This window comes from Psychrobacter proteolyticus (assembly GCF_003350005.1).
In the GTDB taxonomy this organism is placed as follows: domain Bacteria; phylum Pseudomonadota; class Gammaproteobacteria; order Pseudomonadales; family Moraxellaceae; genus Psychrobacter; species Psychrobacter proteolyticus.
Genome location: NZ_QLKS01000004.1, coordinates 131,538 through 156,021 on the forward strand (window position 1 = coordinate 131,538; position 24,484 = coordinate 156,021).

General features: G+C 42.8%; 17 protein-coding genes and 1 tRNA gene. 1 reads left to right on the forward strand and 17 read right to left on the reverse strand.

Features of this window, described 5'->3' with window-relative positions; all coding sequences use genetic code 11:
- Window positions 1-35: 35 nt before the first annotated feature.
- The 7 genes from aroB to pilM all read right to left on the reverse strand — a co-directional run bounded on the left by aroB (window position 36) and on the right by pilM (window position 7,333).
- Window positions 36-1,142, reverse strand: a complete 1,107-nt coding sequence (gene aroB, locus DXK30_RS10320) for a 3-dehydroquinate synthase (protein ID WP_114701639.1) — start codon at window positions 1,140-1,142, stop codon at window positions 36-38.
- Window positions 1,143-1,217: 75 nt separating this feature from the next.
- Window positions 1,218-1,778: a shikimate kinase AroK gene (gene aroK, locus DXK30_RS10325; protein ID WP_114701640.1), complete on the reverse strand. Its 561-nt coding sequence runs from the start codon at window positions 1,776-1,778 to the stop codon at window positions 1,218-1,220.
- A 203-nt stretch (window positions 1,779-1,981) separates the two neighbouring features.
- Window positions 1,982-4,345, reverse strand: a complete 2,364-nt coding sequence (gene pilQ / locus DXK30_RS10330; protein ID WP_114701641.1) for a type IV pilus secretin PilQ — start codon at window positions 4,343-4,345, stop codon at window positions 1,982-1,984.
- A 27-nt stretch (window positions 4,346-4,372) separates the two neighbouring features.
- Window positions 4,373-4,906, reverse strand: coding sequence for a pilus assembly protein PilP (locus DXK30_RS10335; RefSeq protein WP_114701642.1), 534 nt, complete (start codon window positions 4,904-4,906; stop codon window positions 4,373-4,375).
- The gene (pilO, locus tag DXK30_RS10340; RefSeq protein WP_114701643.1) at window positions 4,906-5,625 is read right to left on the reverse strand and encodes a type IV pilus inner membrane component PilO; all 720 of its coding nucleotides are present in this window, start codon (window positions 5,623-5,625) and stop codon (window positions 4,906-4,908) included. Before pilO ends, DXK30_RS10335 begins: the two co-directional genes overlap by 1 nt.
- A complete protein-coding gene (locus DXK30_RS10345) occupies window positions 5,622-6,269 on the reverse strand; it encodes a PilN domain-containing protein (RefSeq protein ID WP_114701644.1) in 648 nt (215 codons plus the stop codon). The genes pilO and DXK30_RS10345 overlap by 4 nt, the downstream gene beginning before the upstream one ends.
- Window positions 6,269-7,333 (reverse strand): type IV pilus assembly protein PilM, encoded by a 1,065-nt coding sequence (pilM, locus tag DXK30_RS10350; protein WP_201507813.1) that lies wholly within the window; start codon window positions 7,331-7,333, stop codon window positions 6,269-6,271. Before pilM ends, DXK30_RS10345 begins: the two co-directional genes overlap by 1 nt.
- Window positions 7,334-7,517: 184 nt before the next feature.
- Here pilM and DXK30_RS10355 point away from each other — a divergent pair, with 184 nt between their 5' ends.
- Window positions 7,518-10,154 (forward strand): penicillin-binding protein 1A, encoded by a 2,637-nt coding sequence (locus DXK30_RS10355; protein ID WP_114701645.1) that lies wholly within the window; start codon window positions 7,518-7,520, stop codon window positions 10,152-10,154.
- A 160-nt stretch (window positions 10,155-10,314) separates the two neighbouring features.
- Here DXK30_RS10355 and DXK30_RS10360 read toward each other — a convergent pair whose 3' ends face one another.
- The 10 genes from DXK30_RS10360 to DXK30_RS10405 form a co-directional block, all read right to left on the reverse strand.
- Window positions 10,315-10,839 carry a DUF6586 family protein gene (locus DXK30_RS10360; protein ID WP_114701646.1) on the reverse strand — a complete coding sequence of 175 codons (525 nt, stop codon included), beginning with the start codon at window positions 10,837-10,839 and terminating at the stop codon, window positions 10,315-10,317.
- 166 nt (window positions 10,840-11,005) lie between these two features.
- Window positions 11,006-15,223, reverse strand: coding sequence for a DNA-directed RNA polymerase subunit beta' (gene rpoC, locus DXK30_RS10365; RefSeq protein WP_114701647.1), 4,218 nt, complete (start codon window positions 15,221-15,223; stop codon window positions 11,006-11,008).
- A gap of 151 nt (window positions 15,224-15,374) precedes the next feature.
- A complete protein-coding gene (gene rpoB, locus DXK30_RS10370) occupies window positions 15,375-19,493 on the reverse strand; it encodes a DNA-directed RNA polymerase subunit beta (protein WP_114701648.1) in 4,119 nt (1,372 codons plus the stop codon).
- Window positions 19,494-20,257: 764 nt separating this feature from the next.
- Window positions 20,258-20,629 (reverse strand): 50S ribosomal protein L7/L12, encoded by a 372-nt coding sequence (rplL, locus tag DXK30_RS10375; RefSeq protein ID WP_057761722.1) that lies wholly within the window; start codon window positions 20,627-20,629, stop codon window positions 20,258-20,260.
- A 120-nt stretch (window positions 20,630-20,749) separates the two neighbouring features.
- Window positions 20,750-21,277 carry a 50S ribosomal protein L10 gene (rplJ, locus tag DXK30_RS10380; RefSeq protein WP_057761724.1) on the reverse strand — a complete coding sequence of 176 codons (528 nt, stop codon included), beginning with the start codon at window positions 21,275-21,277 and terminating at the stop codon, window positions 20,750-20,752.
- A gap of 457 nt (window positions 21,278-21,734) precedes the next feature.
- On the reverse strand, window positions 21,735-22,436 hold the full coding sequence (gene rplA, locus DXK30_RS10385; RefSeq protein WP_057761725.1) for a 50S ribosomal protein L1: 702 nt from the start codon (window positions 22,434-22,436) through the stop codon (window positions 21,735-21,737).
- Complete coding sequence (gene rplK, locus DXK30_RS10390) at window positions 22,436-22,867, reverse strand: 50S ribosomal protein L11 (RefSeq protein WP_057761727.1); 432 nt, start codon at window positions 22,865-22,867, stop codon at window positions 22,436-22,438. Before rplK ends, rplA begins: the two co-directional genes overlap by 1 nt.
- 90 nt (window positions 22,868-22,957) lie before the next feature.
- Entirely contained in the window at window positions 22,958-23,488 is a 531-nt protein-coding gene (gene nusG, locus DXK30_RS10395; RefSeq protein ID WP_057761729.1) for a transcription termination/antitermination protein NusG, read from the reverse strand.
- A 71-nt stretch (window positions 23,489-23,559) separates the two neighbouring features.
- Window positions 23,560-24,045 carry a preprotein translocase subunit SecE gene (gene secE, locus DXK30_RS10400; protein WP_101204291.1) on the reverse strand — a complete coding sequence of 162 codons (486 nt, stop codon included), beginning with the start codon at window positions 24,043-24,045 and terminating at the stop codon, window positions 23,560-23,562.
- Between the two features lie 51 nt (window positions 24,046-24,096).
- A tRNA-Trp gene (locus DXK30_RS10405) sits at window positions 24,097-24,172 on the reverse strand.
- Window positions 24,173-24,484 lie beyond the last annotated feature (312 nt).

The window sequence follows — 24,484 nt, forward strand, 5'->3', positions numbered from 1 at the left end:
CAGTGTGAGTGGATAAGCGCCAAAATTCTGAGACGTTATACGCAATGCTGAGCCAATACTTCTGACAGCAACTTATCATCGTAGTCATTGGTGAGCACCGCGCTACCTATTGATGTTAGCAAAATCAGACGAATTTGTCCGTGTTTCACTTTTTTATCATGACCCATCAAGTTTATGGCAGTTTGTACATCAATGGTAGGCGGTGTAGTCGGTAAGTTAGCTAGGGTCAAAATGTGCTTGATACGTGCAACCTCATCATAGCTCAACCAACCAATCTTTTGAGACAACTCTGCAGCTTGCATCATGCCAGCAGCCACCGCTTCACCATGTAACCAATTACCATAACCTTCATGCGTTTCAATCACATGACCAAAAGTATGACCAAAGTTCAATAGCGCGCGCACACCTGATTCTCTTTCGTCTTGTGCCACTACGTCGGCTTTGTACTGACAGCAGCGCTTTACAGCTTCACCAAGTACTGCCAAATCAAGCGCCATCATTGCAGGCAAATTCACTTCAAGCCATGTTAAAAACGCCTCATCCATGATAAGCGCATATTTAATAATCTCGGCCACACCAGCCGATAGCTCACGTGCAGGTAATGTTTTGAGCGTACTCATATCAGCAAGTACCATTTGCGGCTGCCAAAAAGCACCAATCATATTCTTACCTTGCGGATGATTGATACCTGTTTTACCACCAACACTAGAATCTACTTGTGACAATAGCGTCGTTGGAATTTGAATAAAATTGACACCACGCATAAAGCTAGCAGCAGCAAAACCAGTCATATCACCGATTACACCACCACCAAGAGCAATAAGTGTCACATCGCGATTGAAGTGATCTGTCATCAGTGCATCATAAATCTGATCAATACTTGCCTGATTTTTGTATTGTTCACCATCTGGCAGTACGCACACCTTTACCACAAACTGCTCTGCCAGCTCATCTTCTAATGCTTTTAAGTATAAAGGTGCAATTGTATCGTTGGTAACAATCAGTACCTGCCGACCGCTAATATAAGGCGCGATTTGCTTCGCCATACTACTATGTTCAGTCGCAGATTGTTCAGTAATGACGATTGGATAATCATGACTTTGCGTATGAACTATTAGGCCATCATGAAACGGCATTACCATGTGATACTCCTAAAGCATTTTCGATAAGGTAAAAGTAATTGAGTCTGCATATCAATCGTAGTTGCCAGTCTATTACTAATCTTCTTGGTGCGCCGATGAGTCCGTAGTGCAGTCGACGAATGATTCTAGCTGCTGCATCAATTGATTGACCATATGGCGTGGGTACGTGTGACCAGTAGGCATAATAATATGTGCGACTTGGCGATAGAGTGGATCGCGTGTGCTGTACAGATCTTGCAGTATTTTTCTAGGATTAGGCTGCTGTAATAATGGTCGAGACTTGTCTTTAGAAGTACGTGCCAGCTGTACATCGACAGGTGCATTAAGATAAACGACGATGCCACGCTGCTTTAGGAACTCTCGGTTTTCAGCACACATGACTGCACCGCCACCGGTCGCCAATACGATTTGAGAGTTTTGGGTCAATTCATCAATGGCACGCGTTTCACGCTCACGGAAGCCTACTTCACCCTCTTTGGCAAATATCCAAGCAATGTCGGCACCTGTCTGTGATTCAATATACCAATCACTGTCTACAAAAGTGCGACCTAACTGCTTGGCAAGCAGTTTTCCGATTGTCGTCTTCCCTGCTCCCATCGGACCCACTAAAAACACCGACGGTAATTCCTGCCCCATAATACTTACTCAGCTAAATTAGGTATGATACAACGTCATGGTTATTCTGGCTAGTAATGAGCCGTGATTATTGTGAGTAAAATTTAGAGCACACCATTCATCGGTATATACATAGATATTGCAACTCGAAAACTACTAATTTCGCGCATAAAAAAGCAAGCACTATGGCTTGCTTTTTTTGATAAAAATCTTAACACCTAAGATTAATTTAAACGACTGATACCATCATTAATTAACTTTGGTGTCACAAAAATAAGTAATTCTTCTTTGTCATTGCTGCGTACGTCACGACGGAAGGCACGACCAATATAAGGTAAATCTCCTAGGAAGGGCACCTTATCTACACCGTTGTTGGTACGATTTTTAAAGACACCGCCCAGCACAATGGTTTGTCCATCTTCAATGATCACATTGGTTGAAATTGAGTCTTCAGAGATAGCCACCTGATTATTGATAATAGTGGGTGTACCATTGGTAATTACCAATTGTAGGCCGATCTTACCATCAGGCGTGATATTTGGCGTCGCTTCCAAGCTCAAAGCTGCCTCTTTGAAGCTGGTTGTAGTTGCGCCACTGGCCGATGCTTCTTGGTAAGGAATCTGCGTACCCGATGATACTTTGGCTGTTTGTTTATCCGCTGTCAAAATCTTAGGTGTAGAAATAACTTCACCACGGTTATCTGCTTGCAAAGCTGACAACTCAAGATCGAGCATAAAATCAGATATACCAAGCAAACCAAAGGCAATACGTCCAGCAGGGTTATCTACTCCCAAATCAACGTTTAAGTTATCAGGACGACTAATGTCATAAGAAGGATAAGAGACTGTTTGACCATTTACCGTCGTCGTCTCTACATCAAAATCTTTCAAATCCCATAGCGTCTGATCGCTACCGCCAACCAATAAACTACGGTTGTTGGCTGCACCATTTGACAAGATACCCCAGCGAACACCAATCTCTTTACTGAAGCTATCAGTTGCACTAACGATACGTGCTTCGATCATTACCTGACGCACAGGAATATCAATTTTGCTGATTAGTTTGTGGATGTTTTCGATACTGTCTGCCACATCTTTAATAATGAGCGTATTGGTACGCTCATCAACCGTTACCGTACCACGATTTGATAACAAGGTACTATTATCTTCGACACGATTTGATAGACCGCTACTATTGCTATTAGAGGAGCCGCCACCGCTACCTTGAGAAATAAGCGTTAAGACATCTTGTGCTTTTGCATAGCTTAAACGAATATATTCAGTACGTAAGGGTGCATAAGATTGAACCGCTTGCTGCGCTTCAAGCTCTCGTGCTTCTTGCTCAGCCAGCTCAGTAGATGGCGCAACCAAAATCACATTACCATTTTCACGCTTGCCTAGGTTTTTACTCTTTAAAATGATGTCAAGCGCTTGATCCCAAGGCACATTGATCAAACGTAGTGTCATATTACCAGTGACTGAGTCACTAGCCACAATATTCATCTCAGTAAACTGAGCCAAAATATCTAAAACGCTGCGGATTTCAACGTCCTGAAACTCCATAGATAGCGGCTCGCCACTATATACTCTTTCTTCCAATGTCGGCTCACGTAACAATTCAGGTTTCTTGATACTGATATTTAACTGGTTACCTGATTGGTAGGCTTGATACTCATAATCGTCATTCATGTTAATGGTAACGACGCCATTCTGTCCTTGGTTTTTAGTATCAATACTACTGACAAGACCACTATTGATATTCAATCGACGTAGTAAGTTTCTAGGGACTGTACTACCTGTTAGACGTACAACAAGTTTATTGCCTTGGCGCTGTACGTCTACTGGAATAGCTTCGTTGGCAAGTACCATGCTGACATTGCCACCACCATCACTGCCTGCCGAAAAATTGACCGCACTTAAACCATCATAACTATACTGCTTACTCACTTGCGCAGACGCAAGTTGAGGATTTAACAAAGGATTAACTCTGACCACCATCGTATCAGCTGGTACTTCGTTCTTCACGACAACCTTGCTCGTAGTACGTACAGGTGCTACCGGTACAGTAGAGCTCTCAACAATAGGCGTAACGACTGCAGTCGTTGTCATACTATTATTGTTATTAAGTACATCTTGAATCGGGTCGCTGGTAATGACGGGACGATTAGGATCAGTGATGGTCAGCAATAAATCATTGCCTTCAATCGCTGTCGTATAATTTCCTGATTCTTTTAAACCAACAATGAGGCGCGTGGTACTGTCACTACTTAGCGTAGTAACGTCATTAATCGCACCGATGTTGTATTCGTTAAAACGGCTAGCAAGCCCATTCTGTACTTGTTCGAAATCTAGTACTAATCGACTAGGATCATCCAATTGATAAGCGGCTGGCAACACTGGCAATCCTGTAAACCCTAGACGCATTTGTGTCACTGCTGGCGCTGTCTGTACTACAGAAACATTATTGATGCGCTGAGCCGCGTGAGCATTACTAGTTACTGCCACCACACTGAGCGCCAATGCTGAAACAGCAAAAGCAGAAGAAACACGGTTGCTCATTGTCCTTACCTTGTTATTGCGTACTGTCATTATTTGTTCCTCAAAAAATCGGCCGACTTAGCTTATAGGGGATACTAGCGACTGGGGCTTTTCTACAAACCCTGCGCGGCTGTCTGGCACAATTTCAATCAAGTTAATCTGGGTCGGCGTGATTTCAACAATACGGCCATCATTCAATCCAAGATAATTGCCTACTTTAACACTAGCAACTGAACCGTCAGGACGTTGTACCAAGGCATAACGCTGACCTTCAGGTGAAATAACGACCCCTCGGAAGATCAGTTGCGATAGCTCATACTGCTCAAGGGGCTCTTTTATACGTGTAATATCTGGGCGCACTCCATCGATAGAAGTTGTCGGACCTTCTACATTGACCAAACTCGGGGGTAAAAATGGGCTACGCTGTGAGCTTGCACTATAGACAAAATCTTCTACTAATTCAGCTTTGGGCGGTGGTTCGATAGGTTGAGCGGGCTGGTTACGGATGTCAGTCATCGCTTGCTCTGCCATACCGATGCGATCAGTACAGCCAGTCATAGATGTCGCTGCAATACCTAAAGCCAACAGGATGGGCATTTTTTGCATGCTCATTAGTTGCCTCCTGTATTTGCATCAGTTGCAACGGCTTCATCACCTTCAGGAGCCGCTTCTTTAGAGCGATAAGTCTTAGTTTGTAAGACTAAATTAAGCTCTGGCAAAACATCCAAAGTAGGCTGTGGATTGCTGACTTCAAAATCATGCATCGTAATAATTCGAGGAAGTGCGGCAAGACCACTGATAAAGCTACCAAACTGATGATACTCACCCAAAGCTGCGATACGAATTGGCTGCTCAATAAAGAACTCGTTTTCAATCTCAGGTTCTACTGAAATATCTTGAAAACGAATATTACTACCCACACCTGTCATATTGATACCTTCTACCAGCTCTGACACACGAGTATCTTTGGGTAACTGATCTAATAGAGTATTAAACTCAGTTTCCATTTGAACCACTTGTGCTTGATAAGCTTTTAAGTGACGCGCGCGCGATTCTTTTTCACGGTAACTATCTAGCAAAGTCTGTTGCTGACTTTCAGCAGCGTTAATTTCATCGATCTTGCTACTTATCGGTAGTGCCCACGATAATGCTGCGATAAAGGCAATAATGAGACCGATCACTGTCACCTTAACAGGTACAGGCCAGCTACCGTAGTTTTCTGAATCTAATGACTCGAAGCTGCGGCGAAACTCATTCAGATCGAACGGTTTCCTTGTTTTTAGAGTACTTTTTTTGATTTTAATGAGATTTTTTTTTCGAACAAGCTTCATAACTCCCCTCCCAGACCGTCTTCAGCAGGGACAGGTGTCTCTGATTCCACTTTTGTCGTTACCACAAACTGTACATAACTGTCTTCAGGATACACTGGGCGTGGCTGTTCGCCAGTAGGGACAGTATTGTTCAATGGAGGGGCCGGCTCGTAAGCAGTAATGTTCTGCTGGATATTACTAACTGCTGAATTACCCATCCATTTGCTACTATCTAAATTGCGAATCAAGCTCGACACAATATTTGGATTATCAGCAAGGCCGGTCAACGTTAAGGTGTCACCTTCACGTTTTAGATTGTTTAAATAGAGCGCAGGAGGAATGGCTCTAGCAAGATCATCCCACAAGCGTACTGGAACAGGACGGCGACCCTGCAAGTCTTGAATGACTTGCATACGTGAAATAATATCTTCACGGCGCTGCTCTAAGCTGTCAATTTCAGTTAATGCAATATCTAAACGAGCATTTTCTCCTTCGATCAAGGCATTAGCATCAAGCTGCTCATCAAGCTCATTGTTAAAATAGCTCCACGAAGCAAAAGCCGTTAATAGCGTTAGCAATGTGATTGCTACTATTAGAGATATAAACTCTTTATTGCGGCGTTCGCGCTCTTCTTGTCGCCAAGGTAAAAGGTTAATACGAGCCATTAGTCAAAGCTCCTTAACGCAAGACCGCATGCCGCCATTAAGCTTGGCGCATCAACAGCCAACTGCCCATTATCGATACTCGGTGCGATCGTCATATTAGTAAATGGATTGGCAATGCTGACAGTCACTCCTAATTTTTGTTGTGCCATGCCTGCGAGACCTGCAATAGAACTGCTTCCTCCTGCGAGCACCAGATGATCGATACTACTGTACTGACTTGATGAAAAGTAAAACTGCAAAGAACGAGTGATTTGCTGAATAGTATTTTCTATAAAAGGATTTAGCACTTCAGGGTAATAGTCATCAGGCAAGATACGTTCACGCTTACTAATAGTAGCCTCTTCTGCTGATAATCCATAACGATTTTGGATCGCTTCGGTTAATTGGATACCACCAAATAACTGCTCACGGCTATAGATAAATTCTCCATTTTTAGCAATATAAAGTGTGGTTTGATTGTGCCCTATATCTACTAAAGCCACCAGCTCTGGCATACTTGGTAAACTGTCTACCATTAATCCAAAGGCACGTTCGATAGCATGCGACTCGATATCCATCACTTTTGTTTGCAGTCCACCAAATGCTAAAGCATCAACACGCTGATCTACGTTTTCTGAGCGAGAGGCAGCTAGCAGAACCTGAACCATATCTTCACCAACCAATGATGGTCCCATGACTTCAAAGTCTAGATTGACATCTTCTAATGGGTAAGGCACATATTGATCAGCATCCAAACGTATTTGAGCTTCGCGCTCAACATCGCTCAGTGCCATCTCCATGTCTATGATTTTAGTAATCACTGCAGAACCTGAGACTGCTGCGGCTGCATTACTACCTGCTACTTGGCAGCGCCTAGCCAAACTCGCTATAATATTACCAGCCGCTTCTGTATCTACTAGAATTTTATCGACAACGATTCCTTCCGGTAGTCGTTCTATACCATAAGATTTTAGATGAAACATGCCTTGTTGGCGCTGTATGTCAACCAACTTTACTGAGGTGGCACAAATATCCACGCCAATCAACTGTCGACTTTTGGAAGTAAATAGCCTCACTAGCTCCATACCTTATATTAAGTGTACAATTTAGTAGTTATTTGTAATAATTCAATACAATACTTTACTTAATTGATAGATTCAAGCATTTAAAAATATATTAAGGCCAACTTACACATTTATCATGACCTGCCTATTTTGTTCAATGTATAATAATATTGTCTGCTACAAATTCTAACTAATAAGTCTTATTATGGCCAAAAAAAATGCTACCGCTCGTCTCATTCGCTTTTTGGTGGGACTCTTTATCGCTTGCCTAGCATTGGCAGTTGTTCTAGCACTTGCTGTACCTATTGGTTTTTATGGAATGGCGATGTATTTGTCGCCGACCCTACCTAGTACGCAAGAGATTAAAACAGCTAAACTAGAAATGCCATTACAGATTTATAGTAGTGATGATAAATTGATTGGCCAATATGGCAATCGTTTATCTTTACCAGTTAGTTTTGACGAAATTCCTGAAGATTTAACCCATGCTTTTTTAGCAGCCGAAGATGCTTCTTTTTTTCAGCACAGCGGAATTAGTATTAAAGGTCTTGGTCGCGCTGTCACCGAGGCAGTCACTGACGATGATGGTCAGACGGGTGGCTCTACTATTACTATGCAGGTCGCTAAGAATTACTTCTTGAGTCCGGAACGTACTTTAAACCGCAAACTAACAGAATTATTTTTAGCGCGTAAAATTGAAGACGAGCTGAGCAAAAATGATATTTTGACACTGTATGTCAATAAAATTTATTTAGGTGAAGGTGCTTATGGTATCCGTGCTGCAGCTAAAAAATACTATAGCAAGTCGTTGGATAACCTAACTATTGCTGAAATGGCGATGTTAGCAGGTCTACCAAAAGCCCCCTCTAAATACAACCCTGTTGCCAATCCTAGTCGTGCATTGACTCGCCGTAATTGGATTGTTGGACGCATGCACGAGCTTGGCTATATTACCAAAGCTCAGTATGACGAAGCGGTCAACTCTCCTATAGGTATCAATCTATATAAAGAAAAGCTCGATGTAAATATGCCTTACTTGGCAGAAATGACGCGAGCTTCTTTAGTTGAACGCTATGGCGATCAAGTTATGCATGGTGGGTGGCGCGTACGTCTCACGGTGGATAGTGAAGCACAAACAGATGCAGAAGCAGCGATCGTGACAGGCTTGATTGCCTACGAGCATCGTCATGGTTGGCGTGGGGCTGAAGCAAATGATGAGCCTCTTGAAAACTTCCAACGCTACAGCAACATGTCTCCTGCTAAAGTAATTAAAGTCAACTCTCGTAGTTTTAAAGCAGTCCTGCAATCCGGTGAAGAAGTGACTGTTAACTGGTCTGGTATGAGTTGGGCACGTAAGTATATTTCTGCTGACCGTATTGGTTATTACCCTAGTAATGCCAGTCAAGTCGTTAAGAAGAACGATATTGTTCGTGTGATACCTACGGCTAATGGCAACTGGCAATTAGGTCAAATACCTAAAATTCAAGGAAGTTTGGTCTCGTTGAATCCAGAGACTGGTGCTGTAAATGCATTGGTCGGTGGCTTTGATTTTAACCACAGTAAGTTCAACCGCGCTCTACAAGGCTGGCGTCAACCTGGCTCAACCATTAAACCACTTGTTTATACGGCTGCTTTAGAAAAAGGTTATCGCCCAGATACCATAGTGTCTGATAAAGCTATCCAAGTAGGTGACTGGAAACCCAAAAACTCTGATGAACGTTTTTTAGGTGATATCACTTTACGTCGTGGTTTATATTTGTCGCGTAACCTCGTATCTATTCGCTTGTTACAAGCTATCGGTATCTCAAGTACGCGCAACCTATTAGATGAATTTGGCCTTGATAAAGAAAAGCTGCCAACAACATTATCATTAGCACTTGGAGCCGGACAAGCCACACCGTTACAAATGGCCACGGCTTACTCAACTTTCGCGAATGGTGGTCATCGTGTCCAACCTTACTTTATTGAACAAATTTACAATTATAAAAACGAGCTGTTGTTTCAGGCAAATCCACGTCAAGCATGTGCACTATGCTTTAACGAAAAACTTGAAAAGGTTAATAGCAGCTTAGTTGAAGAGTATGAGAAGTCAATTGAAGCGCTTGATGATAGTACTAATGAAATAACTACCGATAATTCATCATTAGAAGGTAATGATGATAGCGAAACAACAGATAAAGAGCTTGATTTAAAGGTATATAACGCAGGTCCACAATCAGACCGCCTGAAAGCACCTGCCGTACAATATGTAAGAGCCAAACAAGCACCGCGTATACTGCAACCTAGAGTCGCTTTTGAGATGGCCGATATACTACGCGATGTAGTCCAACGCGGTACAGCGGTAAGAGCAAAGGCATTAGGACGTGATGATATCGGTGGCAAAACTGGTACTACCAATCAGGCCAAAGATGCATGGTTTGCAGGATTTCATCCTACCAATGCGACAGTAGTATGGATGGGATTCGATCAACCATCTACTATGGGCCGCCGTGAATATGGTGGTGTGGCAGCACTGCCAGTCTGGATGGACTTTATGAAAGCTCAGCTGAAAGACACGCCAAGCCAATGGGTATCTATCAACAATCGCTCAAAATCCAGAAAACAACAACAAAGCATCATAGAGATGACTGATGATGGCATCCTAGTTAACGATGATGCCAATAAATCAGCAAAACCAGTCAAGACTCAGACCCAGCAGCGTAAGCCTTCGGCTCCAGAGCCTACTGAAGAGACGAGCACTCCACCATCAACGAAACCAAGTAGCAATCGTCGTGGCGACAGCGTACCAGAAAATCCATTAACAGTGACACCCGTTGAAAGTATGCCACCGATGCCAAAGTGATAAACAAGACAGTTCTTAATTAATAAGAAAAAGGCTTATTCAGTAATGACTGGATAAGCCTTTTTTATGCGCTTTAGACTATGATCTACCCTACTTAATCATACTTTTAAATGGTTCAATAAATAGCGATCACAGAATAAATCTTCTAGTTTACTTCCTATTAGAACTCGACCATACCTGCACGCAGTTGTTCAATTAACTCTAAGAGCTGATTACGCCATTCCCGTATCGTTGCTTCATCAGGCAGCCATTGATTGGATAAGGTGACGACATTGACAATCAAGTCTGGCGACGCTGAATGACTGCTTGGCGCTTCATCGACGATAGTATCTGGCGGTACTGCATAAAGACAACGCTGATAAGCACGCTCTATATTGGCAATAAAACCTTGCTGCTGTAATTGCTGCAAACGCTGAATCTCAGGAGATACTTGGGTACGCTCGCTCAATGCTTGTTCAATATCGAGCAAAGTTGGCGCCGTCATATTTAAGCTATAGAAATGACCCAACTCCTGAATAAATGCCAGCAGCGCACCATGTAAATGAAAAATAGCGGTTTCGCAATGGGCTTGATATAACTGCTTATCATTGGTACTTCCTGCAGATTGGCAAGATAAACGACAAAAATATAACTTTTGATTGGTTCGATCTGCTTGATATTTGGCGACGCGAGTTTTACCTGCCATTTGCTAATTATCCTTCTATGAGTAGTGAATTAGAGCATATTTCCAGTGTACTATTTTTTTAGATAATAGCACCATGCCTTTCTCAGTTTTTTATACGCACAAAAAAGCCAGCAACTTAGGCTGGCTTTTTTATCAAATTAAGAATGAATCAAAATACTTAATACGATTAATTATCTTGATTTAACTCTTGAGCGAAGGCTTCATCGAAGCTTGCAAAGTCTTTGCTATCAGTGCTTGCAGTCATATCAAAAGCTGCATTCAAATCTTTATCTTGTAGCTTCTGATCTGCTTTCTCTTTACGTGCTTTATGATAAGCAAGACCAGTACCTGCAGGAATCAAGCGACCAACAACCACGTTTTCTTTCAGACCACGTAGCTCATCCACTTTACCAGTCACAGCAGCCGCAGTTAGTACACGGGTTGTTTCCTGGAAAGAAGCCGCTGAGATAAAGCTTTCAGTTGCTAGACTTGCTTTGGTGATACCTAGTAATTGACGCTCAAACTGTACTGGGAATTTATCTTCCGCTTCTAGCTTCGCATTCAATGCTTTGATATCTGCATACTCGACCTGATCACCTTTGAAGTGACTTGAGTCGCCGCCGTCAGTGATTTCAACTTTACGCAACATCTGACGAATGATAACTTCGATGTGCTTGTCGTTGATTTTTACACCTTGCAAGCGATATACGTCCTGTACTTCGTTGACGATATAATCAGCAAGTGCAGTCTGACCTTTCAAACGCAAGATATCATGTGGGTTTTGTGGACCATCAGCGATCACTTCACCACGTGCTACCGTCTCGTTCTCAAAGACGTTGATTTGACGCCATTTAGGGATTAGCTCTTCATGTACTTCACCATCTTCATTAGTAATAATGAAGCGGTTCTTACCTTTAGTCTCTTTACCAAAGCTTACCACACCAGTCATTTCTGCCATGATGGCGTGATCTTTTGGACGACGTGCTTCGAACAAGTCAGCAACACGTGGTAGACCACCGGTAATATCTTTGGTACCAGAAGACGCTTGTGGTACACGGCCTAGAATCGAACCTGCTGCTACTTTCTCACCGTCGCTTACGCGGATGATAGTTTCAGCTGGTAAGAAGTAAACCACTTCTTTGCCTTCGTCAGTGTTCAAGATAATCGCAGGACGTAAGTCTTTTGCTGAACTTGAACGGTCACGAGTAGCTAGAATCTCAAATGAGCTCATACCCGTCGCATCATCAACCTTCACTGTTGCAGTCATACCATCAGTGATGTCACTGAAGCGTGCGGTACCAGCAAATTCTGTGATGATTGGATGCGTATGCGGATCCCATTTAGCGATAGTTTGACCGCCTTCTACTTGCTCTTCGTCTTTCACAAGTACGCTTGAACCGTACGGTACTTTATAGCGCTCACGCTCACGGCCAAGCTCATCGGTCAATGCGATTTCAGCTGAACGCGATACGATGACTAAGTGACCATCGGTATGCTGTACTGTTTTCATGTTTTCAAAGTGTGCTTGACCAGCATTACGTACAGAGATGCTGTTGTCCACAGAGGCTGAGCTCGCTGCCCCGCCCACGTGGAACGTACGCATGGTTAACTGAGTACCTGGCTCACCGATAGACTGAGCGGCCATAACACCAACTGACTCACCGATGTTCACTTTATGACCACGTGCAAGGTCACGACCATAACACTGTGAACAAACACCATGCTCAACATCACAAGTAATAACTGAGCGTACCCAGATATCATCAATTGCATTGCTATCAAGGACGTTAACCCAATACTCATCAATCAAAGTACCAGCTGGAACCAATACTTTATCAGCATCATCGTTATACGTCACATCACGAGCAGTCACACGACCCAGTACTAGCTCACCTAGCTTCTCAATGATTTCACCACCTTGGATATGTGGTTTCATGAGTAGGCCTTCTTCAGTACCACAGTCATCACTAGTGATAACCAAATCTTGCGCCACATCAACCAGACGACGAGTTAGGTAACCTGAGTTAGCTGTTTTTAGTGCTGTATCCGCTAGACCTTTACGTGCACCGTGAGTTGAGATGAAGTACTGTAGTACTGTCAAACCTTCACGGAAGTTAGCTTTAATCGGCGTCTCAATGATTGAGCCATCTGGTTTTGCCATCAAACCACGCATACCAGCCAACTGACGAATCTGTGCCGCACTACCACGAGCACCAGAATCTGACATGATAAAGATAGAGTTGAATGACTTCTGCTCGTCTTCTTCACCTTGTGCGTTAATAACTTTATCTGTTGCCAAGTTGTCCATCATCGCTTTAGCGACTTTGTCGTTGGTACGTGACCAGATATCAACTACTTTGTTATAACGCTCACCAGCAGTTACGAAACCTTGCTCGAACTGATCTTCGATTTCGCGAACTTCGCCTTCTGCCACTTCGATGATTTGCTTCTTAAGTGGTGGAATGACCATGTCATCGATACCGATAGACACACCAGATAGCGTTGCTTGAGCAAAACCAAGATACATCAATTGGTCAGCAAACATAACACTTTCTTTTACGCCGACTTTACGGTAGCAAGAGTTAATCAAACGAGAGATGTTTTTCTTCGTCATCTCTTGGTTACACTCATCAAACGTCATACCTTTAGGCATGATGTTCCAGATAAGTAGACGACCAGCAACCGTATCTTTGATACTGATTTCTTTGGTCTCGTTACCGTCTTCGTCAATTTGCGTTTCAGTAACACGCACTTTGATCTTAGCGTTTACATGTAGATCGTTTGAACCAATTGCACGTAATGCTTCATTAACGGTAGCAAAAATCATGCTCTCGCCTTTGGCATTAATAGATGAGCGACTGATGTAATATAGACCTAGTACAACATCCTGAGATGGTACGATGATCGGATCACCGTTCGCAGGTGACAAGATGTTGTTGGTAGACATCATCAAGGCACGTGATTCAAGCTGTGCTTCTAGCGTCAATGGCACGTGAACGGCCATTTGGTCACCATCGAAATCGGCGTTGAATGCAGTACAAACAAGCGGATGCAATTGGATAGCTTTACCTTCGATCAATACGGGCTCAAATGCCTGTAGACCCAAACGGTGAAGTGTTGGCGCACGGTTAAGAAGTACTGGATGCTCACGGATAACCATGGCCAGCATATCCCACACTTGTGGCTCTTCACGCTCTACCATCTTTTTGGCAGCTTTAATCGTAGTCGCCAAACCATGAGACAATAGTTTGTTATAAGTAAATGGCTTGAATAATTCTAGTGCCATTTTCTTAGGTAGACCACACTGATGTAGACGTAGTGTTGGACCTACAACGATAACCGAACGACCAGAGTAATCGACACGCTTACCAAGTAAGTTCTGACGGAAACGACCTTGCTTACCTTTGATCATATCTGCCAAAGATTTCAATGGACGTTTGTTACTACCAGTGATGGCACGACCGCGACGACCGTTATCAAGCAACGCATCTACTGACTCTTGCAACATACGCTTTTCGTTACGTACGATGATATCAGGGGCGCTTAGCTCAAGCAGACGCTTAAGACGGTTGTTACGGTTGATCACGCGGCGATATAGATCGTTTAGATCTGACGTCGCAAAACGGCCGCCTTCTAGCGGTACTAGAGGACGCAAATCTGGTGGTAGTACTGGTAAGATGTTCATTACCATCCACTCAGGCTTGTTATTAGAATCACGGAATGCTTCTAATAATTTGAGACGCTTAGACATTTTCTTAAGCTTAGTCTCAGAACCAGTTTGTGGAATCGCTTCACGTAGCTCATCAATTTCGAGATCGATATCGATATCTTTTAATAGGTCTTGAACTGCTTCAGCACCCATCTTGGCTGTGAACTCATCACCAAACTCTTCAAGCGCTTTGTAATAATCTTCATCATCAAGCAACTGGTACTTTTCTAAGCTAGTTAGACCAGGCTCAGTAACGATATAGCTTTCAAAATATAGAACGCGCTCGATATCACGTAGCGTCATGTCTAGCAATAGACCGATGCGGCTTGGTAATGATTTTAGGAACCAAATATGTGCCACAGGACTGGCTAGGTCGATATGACCCATGCGGTCACGACGGACTTTAGCAGTGGTAACTTCAACACCACATTTTTCGCAGATAACGCCTTGGAACTTACGGCGCTTATATTTACCACACAAACATTCGAAGTCTTTTACTGGGCCAAAGATTTTGGCACAAAAAAGACCATCACGCTCAGGCTTGAACGTGCGATAGTTGATGGTTTCAGGCTTTTTGACTTCGCCGTGCGACCATGACTTGATGACGTCAGGTGAGGCTAAAGTAATTTGAATGCTATCAAACTCTTGGTTACCGTTACCGGTAGGGCTTTGCATGATATCGAGTAAATCTTTCAAGTTGCTTCTCCGTTATCTTTATAATCATCTGACAGCGTACCATTGACGCAGATAAGATGAATGAAGGCAATGAATAGGGTTGAGACAAATCACTAAAAGCAGCAGCAATAAAGCAGACTGCCTTTAGTGGACAACTAAGTTAAACAACGGGCTAGTTGCTTTGTTTTAACTCAATATTAATACCCAGTGATTTGATTTCTTTGGTCAGTACGTTAAACGACTCAGGCATGCCTGGATCCATATACTGCTCACCATCAACGATGTTTTTGTACATACGAGTACGGCCTTCAACGTCATCCGACTTCACCGTTAGCATTTCTTGCAACGTGTAAGTCGCGCCGTATGCTTCTAGTGCCCATACTTCCATCTCACCGAAGCGCTGACCACCAAACTGAGCTTTACCACCCAATGGCTGCTGCGTCACTAGAGAATAAGAACCTGTTGAACGCGCATGCATTTTGTCATCAACCAAATGGTTAAGCTTGAGCATGTACATGTAGCCGACAGTTACTTTACGGTCAAACTTCTGACCTGTACGACCATCATATAACGTCTGCTGACCATCGCGATCCATACCAGCAAGCTCGAGCAAGTCTTTAACTTGGCTTTCTCTTGCGCCGTCAAATACTGCTGTGCCCATCGGTACACCGCCACGTAAGTTGCCTGCTAGCGCCATGATGTCATCATCACTCAAGCTATCAAGATCAACTTGCTCACCGCCTACTTGGTTATAGATTTTGTCCAAGAAGTCACGTAGCTCTTTGATTGCTGCTTGAGATTTGAGCATACCGTCAATCTTCTCGCCCAACCCTTTCGCTGCCATACCCAAATGTGTCTCTAGAACCTGACCGATGTTCATACGAGATGGTACACCAAGTGGGTTCAATACGATGTCAACGGTATTACCATTTTCATCATAAGGCATGTCTTCAACTGGCATGATGCGCGATACAACACCTTTGTTACCATGACGACCAGCCATCTTATCACCAGGCTGAATACGACGCTTAACCGCTAGATATACTTTAACGATTTTTTGTACACCATGTTGTAAGTCATCGCCAGCAGTCAATTTGCGTTTTTTCTCAGCAAACTTCACATCGATGTCTTTTTGCTTATCAACCAAGTAATCAGCGATTTGCGTTAGACGCTCAGAGATTTCTTCTTCTACTGGTTGGATATCAAGCAATGTCTCAAGGCTCATATCTTTCATATCAGCCAATGCCATAACCGTACCAGCTTTTAGACCAGCACCGCCGCTGACTTTTTGGCCATCTAATAGATTACCAATACGACCACGTGCTGCTTCTTCAAAGATACGTAGCTCTTCTTTCAAATCTTTGCGATAGCTATCAAGCTGCGATTTTTCAATCGCTCTTGCGCGTGCGTCTTTTTCAACGCCATCACGGGTGAAGACCTGTACATCAATAACCGTACCTTTACTTGAAGTCGGTACGCGTAGTGAAGTGTCTTTCACATCAGCCGCTTTTTCGCCAAAGATAGCCCGTAGTAGTTTCTCTTCTGGCGTTAGTTGTGTTTCACCTTTTGGCGTTACTTTACCAACTAGAATATCACCAGCGTCAACTTCAGCACCGATATAAACGATACCTGCTTCATCAAGACTTGATAATGCTGCTTCACCAACGTTTGGAATATCAGCAGTGATTTCTTCTGTACCTAGCTTGGTATCACGAGCCACACAAGTCAATTCTTGGATATGAATAGTAGTGAAGCGATCTTCTTTAACTACTTTCTCAGATAGCAAGATTGAATCTTCGAAGTTGTAACCATTCCACGGCATAAATGCGATGCGGATGTTCTGGCCTAGTGCTAGCTCACCAAGATCCGTTGATGGACCATCAGCCAAGATATCACCCAAAGCAATCTCGTCACCTTGGTTAACGATGATACGTTGGTTGATACAAGTGTTTTGGTTAGAGCGCGTGTATTTGATCAAGTTATAGATATCGATACCCGCTTCACCAGCAGTCATCTCGTCTTCGTTTACACGAACAACGATACGTGATGCATCAACATCTTCAATCACACCGCCACGCTTAGCGATAACACAAACGCCAGAGTCACGAGCAACGTGACGCTCCATACCAGTACCTACTAACGGCTTATCAGCACGTAGCGTAGGAACAGCCTGACGCTGCATGTTCGAGCCCATCAAGGCACGGTTAGCATCATCATGCTCTAGGAACGGAATCAGACCTGCTGCAACCGATACTACCTGACTTGGCGACACATCCATATGCGTCACTTTTTCTGGCGGCATACGAACGAATTCACCATAGCTACGCACACTGACCATCTCGTCAGATAACGCGCCATCTTCAGTCATCGGAGAATCGGCCTGTGCAATGACAGTACCTACTTCTTCGATTGCTGACAGATACTCAATAACGTCAGTAACTTTACCATCAACCACACGGCGATAAGGCGTTTCTAAGAAGCCAAAGCTGTTGGTTTTAGCAAATGTTGCTAGTGAGTTGATCAGACCAATGTTTGGACCTTCAGGAGTCTCAATAGGACATACACGGCCATAATGCGTATCATGTACGTCACGTACTTCAAAGCCTGCACGTTCACGAGTTAGACCACCAGGTCCTAACGCTGATACACGGCGCTTATGGGTAACTTCAGACAACGGGTTGTTCTGATCCATAAACTGTGACAACTGGCTTGAACCAAAGAATTCTTTAACCGCAGCCGCTACTGGCTTAGAGTTAATCAAATCTTGTGGTGACAGGTTGTCTGATTCCGCTGAGCTTAAGCGCTCTTTTACGGCACGCTCAACACGTACTAGACCAACACGGAATTGGTTTTCTGCCATTTCGCCTACTGAACGAATACGACGGTTACCAAGATGGTCAATATCATCGACATCGCCGCGACCATTACGAATCTCGATAAGTTCTTTTAGAACGTTAACGATATCATCGTTGGTTAATACACTGCGTTCGCGCTGGATATCAGGATCATCAGTATTGTCAAATTCTAAACCAAGACGACGGTTGAACTTCATACGACCGACATTTGATAAGTCATAACGATCTGCGTTAAAGAACATGCTTTCAAACAGTTTTTCAGCAGTTTCGACCGTTGGTGGCTCACCTGGACGCATTACTTTATAAATTTCGATCAACGCTTCTTCACGGCTTGAGGTACTATCAGCACGTAGCGTATCGGCAATATAACTACCTTGGTCGATATCATTGGTGAATAGAATGCTGAATTCTTTGATAGATTCACTGGCTTCAAACGCGCTCAATTTAACCAATAATTCATGGTCGATTGGCGTGTTTGCTTTAGCGATGATTTCGTCATTAACAACGATGTCTTCTGCTAAGATACGCTCATATAAATACTCATCAGGCACAGCAATCTTCGTCATACCTGCTTCTTCAAGCTGACGGATACGGCGTGCGTTGATGCGTTTGCCCTGCTCGACGATAACGTCACCTTCAGGTGATACGATATCAAACTGAGCCATTTCGCCACGTAGACGATCAGCAACTAAATCAATCTCAAACTGCTCTTCGCCTTTATAAACAGCAACTTTATCAAAGAATAAATCTAAGATTTCAGAAGTTGTTAGACCAAGTGCGCGTAGGATGATTGACGCAAGTAGTTTACGACGACGGTCAATACGAGCAAATACTAAATCTTTTGCATCAAATTCAAAGTCTAACCATGAACCACGGTAAGGGATAATACGTGCGTTATAAAGCACTTTACCACTTGAATGCGACTTACCTTTATCATGGTCAAAGAACACACCAGGTGAACGATGTAGCTGAGATACGATAACACGCTCAGTACCATTGATAATGAAAGTACCGTTAGCCGTCATCAAAGGCATCTCACCCATGTAAACGCTTTGCTCACGGATATCTTTGATAGCAGCTTTGCTATCTTTGTCTTTGCTGTCTTTGTCTTTGATGATCAAACGGATTTTGACACGCATAGGCGCAGCAAACGTTGAACCACGTAAGATACACTCACGCTCATCAAATTCAGGCGTGCCTAAATAGTACTCAACAAATTGTAGCTCTGCGTTACCAGAGTGACTCTCAATTGGGAAAATAGAGGAATACGCAGCTTGCAAACCAGTATTCTCACGAGCTTTCGGCTTTTTGTGCTCTTGCAAAAATTGCTCGTAAGAATCTACTTGAATAGACAGTAAATAGGGAATGTCCATTACAGTGGGCAATTCAGCAAAACTTTTGCGAATACGCTTTTTTTCAGTATAAGAATATGCCATCGAGAGTCCTTACAGTAAACGTGGAAACAAATTAAAAGCGTGGCCAGTATGCATAAATACGATACAAACGTGGCGACGTAAACGATAATATAAAACGGGTTTTCGTGTTCAGTTCATGTCTTTTCTGTCAATTACTACTTTACTCTTCAGTGCTTACCTAGCACACTTCACTTAATCTCGTCGTTGCTTGCTAGATTCATGGTAAGTGAATCAGTCTATATGACTGTTGCAACCAAAAAATTCAATATTATATAATCTATAACGCATTGCCTATCAGGCTTACTTTACAAATACATTGCTGGGAAATAATGTCTATTAAGATGGCATCCATACCACCTGCCATCTAGACTACTTATTACCGAACTATGTTCCCTACACATACAAACTGTCTATGAGACTGAATATCGACAGTCATGCCACACCAAGTAGGCAACTTATGATCAACAGCTTTTTTAAGAATACCGCTTTTTTCAGGATTAATAATCGGGGTAACTATAACTTTTAGAATCAGTATAAACTATAGTGTTGATAGGAAAGCATGCAGACACAAAAAAATGCCAAACATCTACAGACGTTTAGCTCATATTAACTGATTTCAAAAACTGGCATGTGTGCTTGCATGTATATCGTCTGTCCTTTTGATGGGTATCCACCGTGATGTTGCATACGTATGTTGGCAGACACAAAAGGTCAAGCTACGAATTATAGTAAAAAAAAGCTGGTAATGCAAGGCATTACCAGCTTTTTTTCGTACAGTGTTAAACTTATTTTAGTTCAACAGTTGCACCAGCTTCTTCAAGTTTCTTTTTCAACTCTTCAGCTTCAGCTTTAGATGCGCCTTCTTTGATTGGAGCTGGAGCGCTTTCAACCAAATCTTTCGCTTCTTTTAGGCCAAGACCAGTAGCTTCACGTACGGCTTTAATTACGCCAACTTTCTTCTCGCCAAAGCTGGCAAGAACTACGTCAAACTCGTCTTTTTCTTCAGCAGCAGCAGCAGCAGGACCAGCAGCAGCAGGTGCAGCAGCAACAGCAGCTGTTACGCCGAATTTTTCTTCCATGTCGCTGATTAACTCAACGATATCCATTACTGACATTTCAGCGATTGCATTTAACACGTCATCTTTAGATAGTGCCATGAGAACTCTCCGTTATCTGATAAAAATTAATTGATTCTAATATCGCCTTGATTGCTTGCCTAATGTGACAATAAAGTGCAACCAAAATTAGCGATGTTAAAGTTACGTTAAAACAAGCAATTAAGCAGCTTCTTTTGCGTCTTTGATTGCCGCTACAGTGCGAACGAACTTGCCAGGAACAGCGTTCATAGTCTGGACAAGCTTGGTCACTGGTGCATTCATAGTAGCCATCAAGATAGAGATTGCTTCGTCGCGAGTTGGTAGCTTCGATACGCGCTCTAGCTCTTCTGGACCATAAACTTCACCACCGACTGATACTAATTTGGTCTCTAAAGCTTTGTTATCTTTGCTGAAGTCGAAAACGACTCGAGCAGCAGATCCCAAATCTTCCATAGAGAAAGCCAAAAGTAGTGGACCAGTCATACGGTCTGACATGCTCTCAAACTTAGTGCCTTCAAAAGCGCGTTTTGCTAGTGTATTTTTTACCACTTTTAAAACGACACCTTTATCACGAGCTTGTTCGCGCAGCTTAGTAAGCTGTGCAACACCAATACCGTGATATTCGGCAGCTACTGCTGAGTAAGCATTAGCAGCAACTTCAGACACTTCAGCCACAACTTGTTGTTTTTGTTCTAGCGTTAATGCCATAAGTTGACTCCTTTAATCTTATCAATCGACTTATAATAAAAGTGCCAAAAACAAGGTTTTTATGCGCTCAAACTGTAAGCTAAGACTGACTTGATACGACACATTACCAGTGGATTCAATTAATAAAAAAAGCATCTACTGGTAACGACTGATTACGGCACCGTTATCAGAATGACGTTGAGTAATAGTTTGAAGGCTATAAATAACCTTATCGCCCTATTCGCTCGTGTCTTAAACTGTGTGGGCCACCGTCTGCGTAGGACAACTAAGATTTTCATCTGTCGTCGATTAACAAAAGTGACTTATTATCATAAGCAACTATCCGAAGATCGCTAATTATGACTCTAAACTACTCTCTACCTACGGTCTTAGACAGCGTAGCAAATACTACGCTGACCTAATTCTTTAAAAACTGTTTGTGTTTATCATTCAAGATATTTGAAGATAAAAACTTTAATTATTTAGCAGTACGATAAGGAACAGCGTCGATCGTTAGACCTGGACCCATCGTGCTAGACAAGGTAATTTTCTTAATGAAAGTACCTTTAGAAGTAGCAGGCTTAGCACGCTTTAGATCAGAAAGAATCGCTTGCGCGTTTTGCTCGATTTGATCAGCAGTGAAACCAACTTGGCCGATAGTTGCATGGATGATACCAGCTTTATCAACACGGTACTGAGCCTGACCAGCTTTCGCATTAGTCACAGCTTCAGCAACGTTTGGCGTTACTGTACCAACTTTAGGGTTAGGCATTAGACCACGTGGACCTAGGATAGTACCTAACTGACCAACAACACGCATTGCATCTGGAGCTGCGATAACAACATCAAAGTCCATGTTACCGGCTTTGATTTGCTCTGCTAGGTCTTCAAAACCAACGATGTCTGCACCAGCTTCTTTAGCGGCTTCGGCAGCAGCGCCTTGAGCAAATACAGCAACGCGTTTGGTTTTACCAGTACCCGCAGGTAGGTTAGTTGCACCACGAACTACTTGATCAGATTTACGTGGGTCAACGCCCAAGTTTACTGCGATATCGATAGACTCTTTGAATTTTAGCGCTGGCAAATCGTTTAGGATTTGAACCGCTTCTTCAATAGTGTACTGTTTTTCGTTATCAATACGGCTTTGAATTTCTTTTTGACGTTTGGTTAGCTTAGACATTATACACCCTCCACGGTAATACCCATTGAACGTGCAGTACCAGCGATGGTACGGACAGCAGCGTCAAGATCAGCTGCAGTTAAGTCTGCATTCTTAGTCTTAACGATGTCTTCTAGTTGTGCACGGTCAACTTTACCAACTTTAGCAGTGTTCGGTGTACCTGAACCTTTAGCAATACCAGCAGCCTTACGTAGTAAGTATGCAGCTGGTGGTGACTTCATGATGAAGGTAAAAGATTTGTCGCTGTATACTGTGATCTCAGTTGGGATCGGTAGACCTGGCTCTTGGCCTGAGGTCGCAGCGTTAAATTCTTTACAGAACGCCATGATGTTCACGCCTTTTTGACCCAAAGCTGGACCAATAGGTGGTGAAGGATTTGCTTTGCCTGCAGGCACTTGCAGTTTGATGTAACCATCAATCTTCTTAGCCATGATACTCTCCTAAATGGGTAATAGCGCCAAATCAACGTGGTATATACCTAATTGACTAACAGCTCCCCGGTTGATGAATTTTTTGCTGATTTAGTCTAGTTTTTCAACTTTACTAAATTCAAGCTCAACCTGTGTAGGTCGATTAAATACGTTTACCGTTAGATGTAGTTTAGACTTCTCATAATCCACTTTTTCTACCAACCCTTTAAAGTCAGTAAATGGACCATCGATAACCAACAACTCTTCGCCCGGCTCAAATAGAGTCTTAGGACGTGGGTCGGTTTCAGTCTGGTTCAAACGGTTTAAAATGCGATCAGCTTCTACTTGCGTAATCGGTGCAGGCATCTCAGGCGTACCACCGATGAAGCCCATAATACGAGGACAGTCTTTTACGATGTGCCAAGTATTATCGTTCATCTCCATCTGGATCAATACATATCCAGGAAAGAACTTACGCTCACTCTTACGTTTTTTGCCGTCTTTCATTTCGACGACTTCTTCAGTAGGAACCAATACATCACCGAATGACTCAGCAAAGTCACTACGGTTAATACGATCAGTTAATGAACGTTGTACTTGTTTTTCATATCCTGAAAACGCTTGGACAATATACCAACGCATATCACGCTCCTGATCATTATAAATAAGTCGTTAAAAGTAAATGTCTCGCTAATAGTCACTAATACGTGCTATTAACCGATAAAGATACCAACGAACCAATTAAAAAAGTTATCCAATAACCAAATAAAGAAACCGGCAATCGCAATCACGACAATTACTTGCCATGTGTATTGAAAGGTTTCATCTTTACCTGGCCATGTCACTCGGCGAAGCTCAACGGCAGCGTCTTTTAATAATATTTTAAAAGCACGGCCTTGATGCGTTAACGCCAAACAGACTAATGCAAATACAACAAGTACGACAATAATACCAATACGTACCCAGACATCATTGGCAGGTTGCCAATAGCCTGGTAAGTATTGATTTACTAGAGTCGCACCGATTAATACAGCTGCGGCAAGTAGCCACAAAATCAAATCTTTTATTGAGCCAGTCTTAGCCACTTCAACAGCAGTAGTACCGCTAGCTGAAACATGCTTATTTTTAGACAGCATTCCACCAGCAACCGCCTTGGCATCAGATAACTTAGTCTCGAGGTTATCTTGATCATTGCTCATAAAGAACTCGCTTCGGAGATGGTGGGGTACAACAAAGATGTGATAAGAAGATGGCAGGCGATGTAGGACTCGAACCTACAACCCTCGGTTTTGGAGACCGATGCTCTACCAATTGAGCCAATCGCCTATGGGTGTAAAGGACAGCATTATACAATATTTAGCATAGAATGCAAGCCCTTGACGGTAAAATTATTAATTTTACCTGATTTTGCACTGACGCAATCTAAAATAACTGCTAGCGTTAAGTGCAGCGATAATATAACAAGCTATGCCGTAGATTACAATATGCTATCTAACAAATAATTATATCTGTCACACATATAGCCAATTCATTAATACACGCTAGGTCTAATTCTATTTTTGAACGTGCTTCACTATCCCAATAAAAAAAGGCCACCCTAGATAGGATGGCCTTTTTTATGACTAACTCATAAGCTCA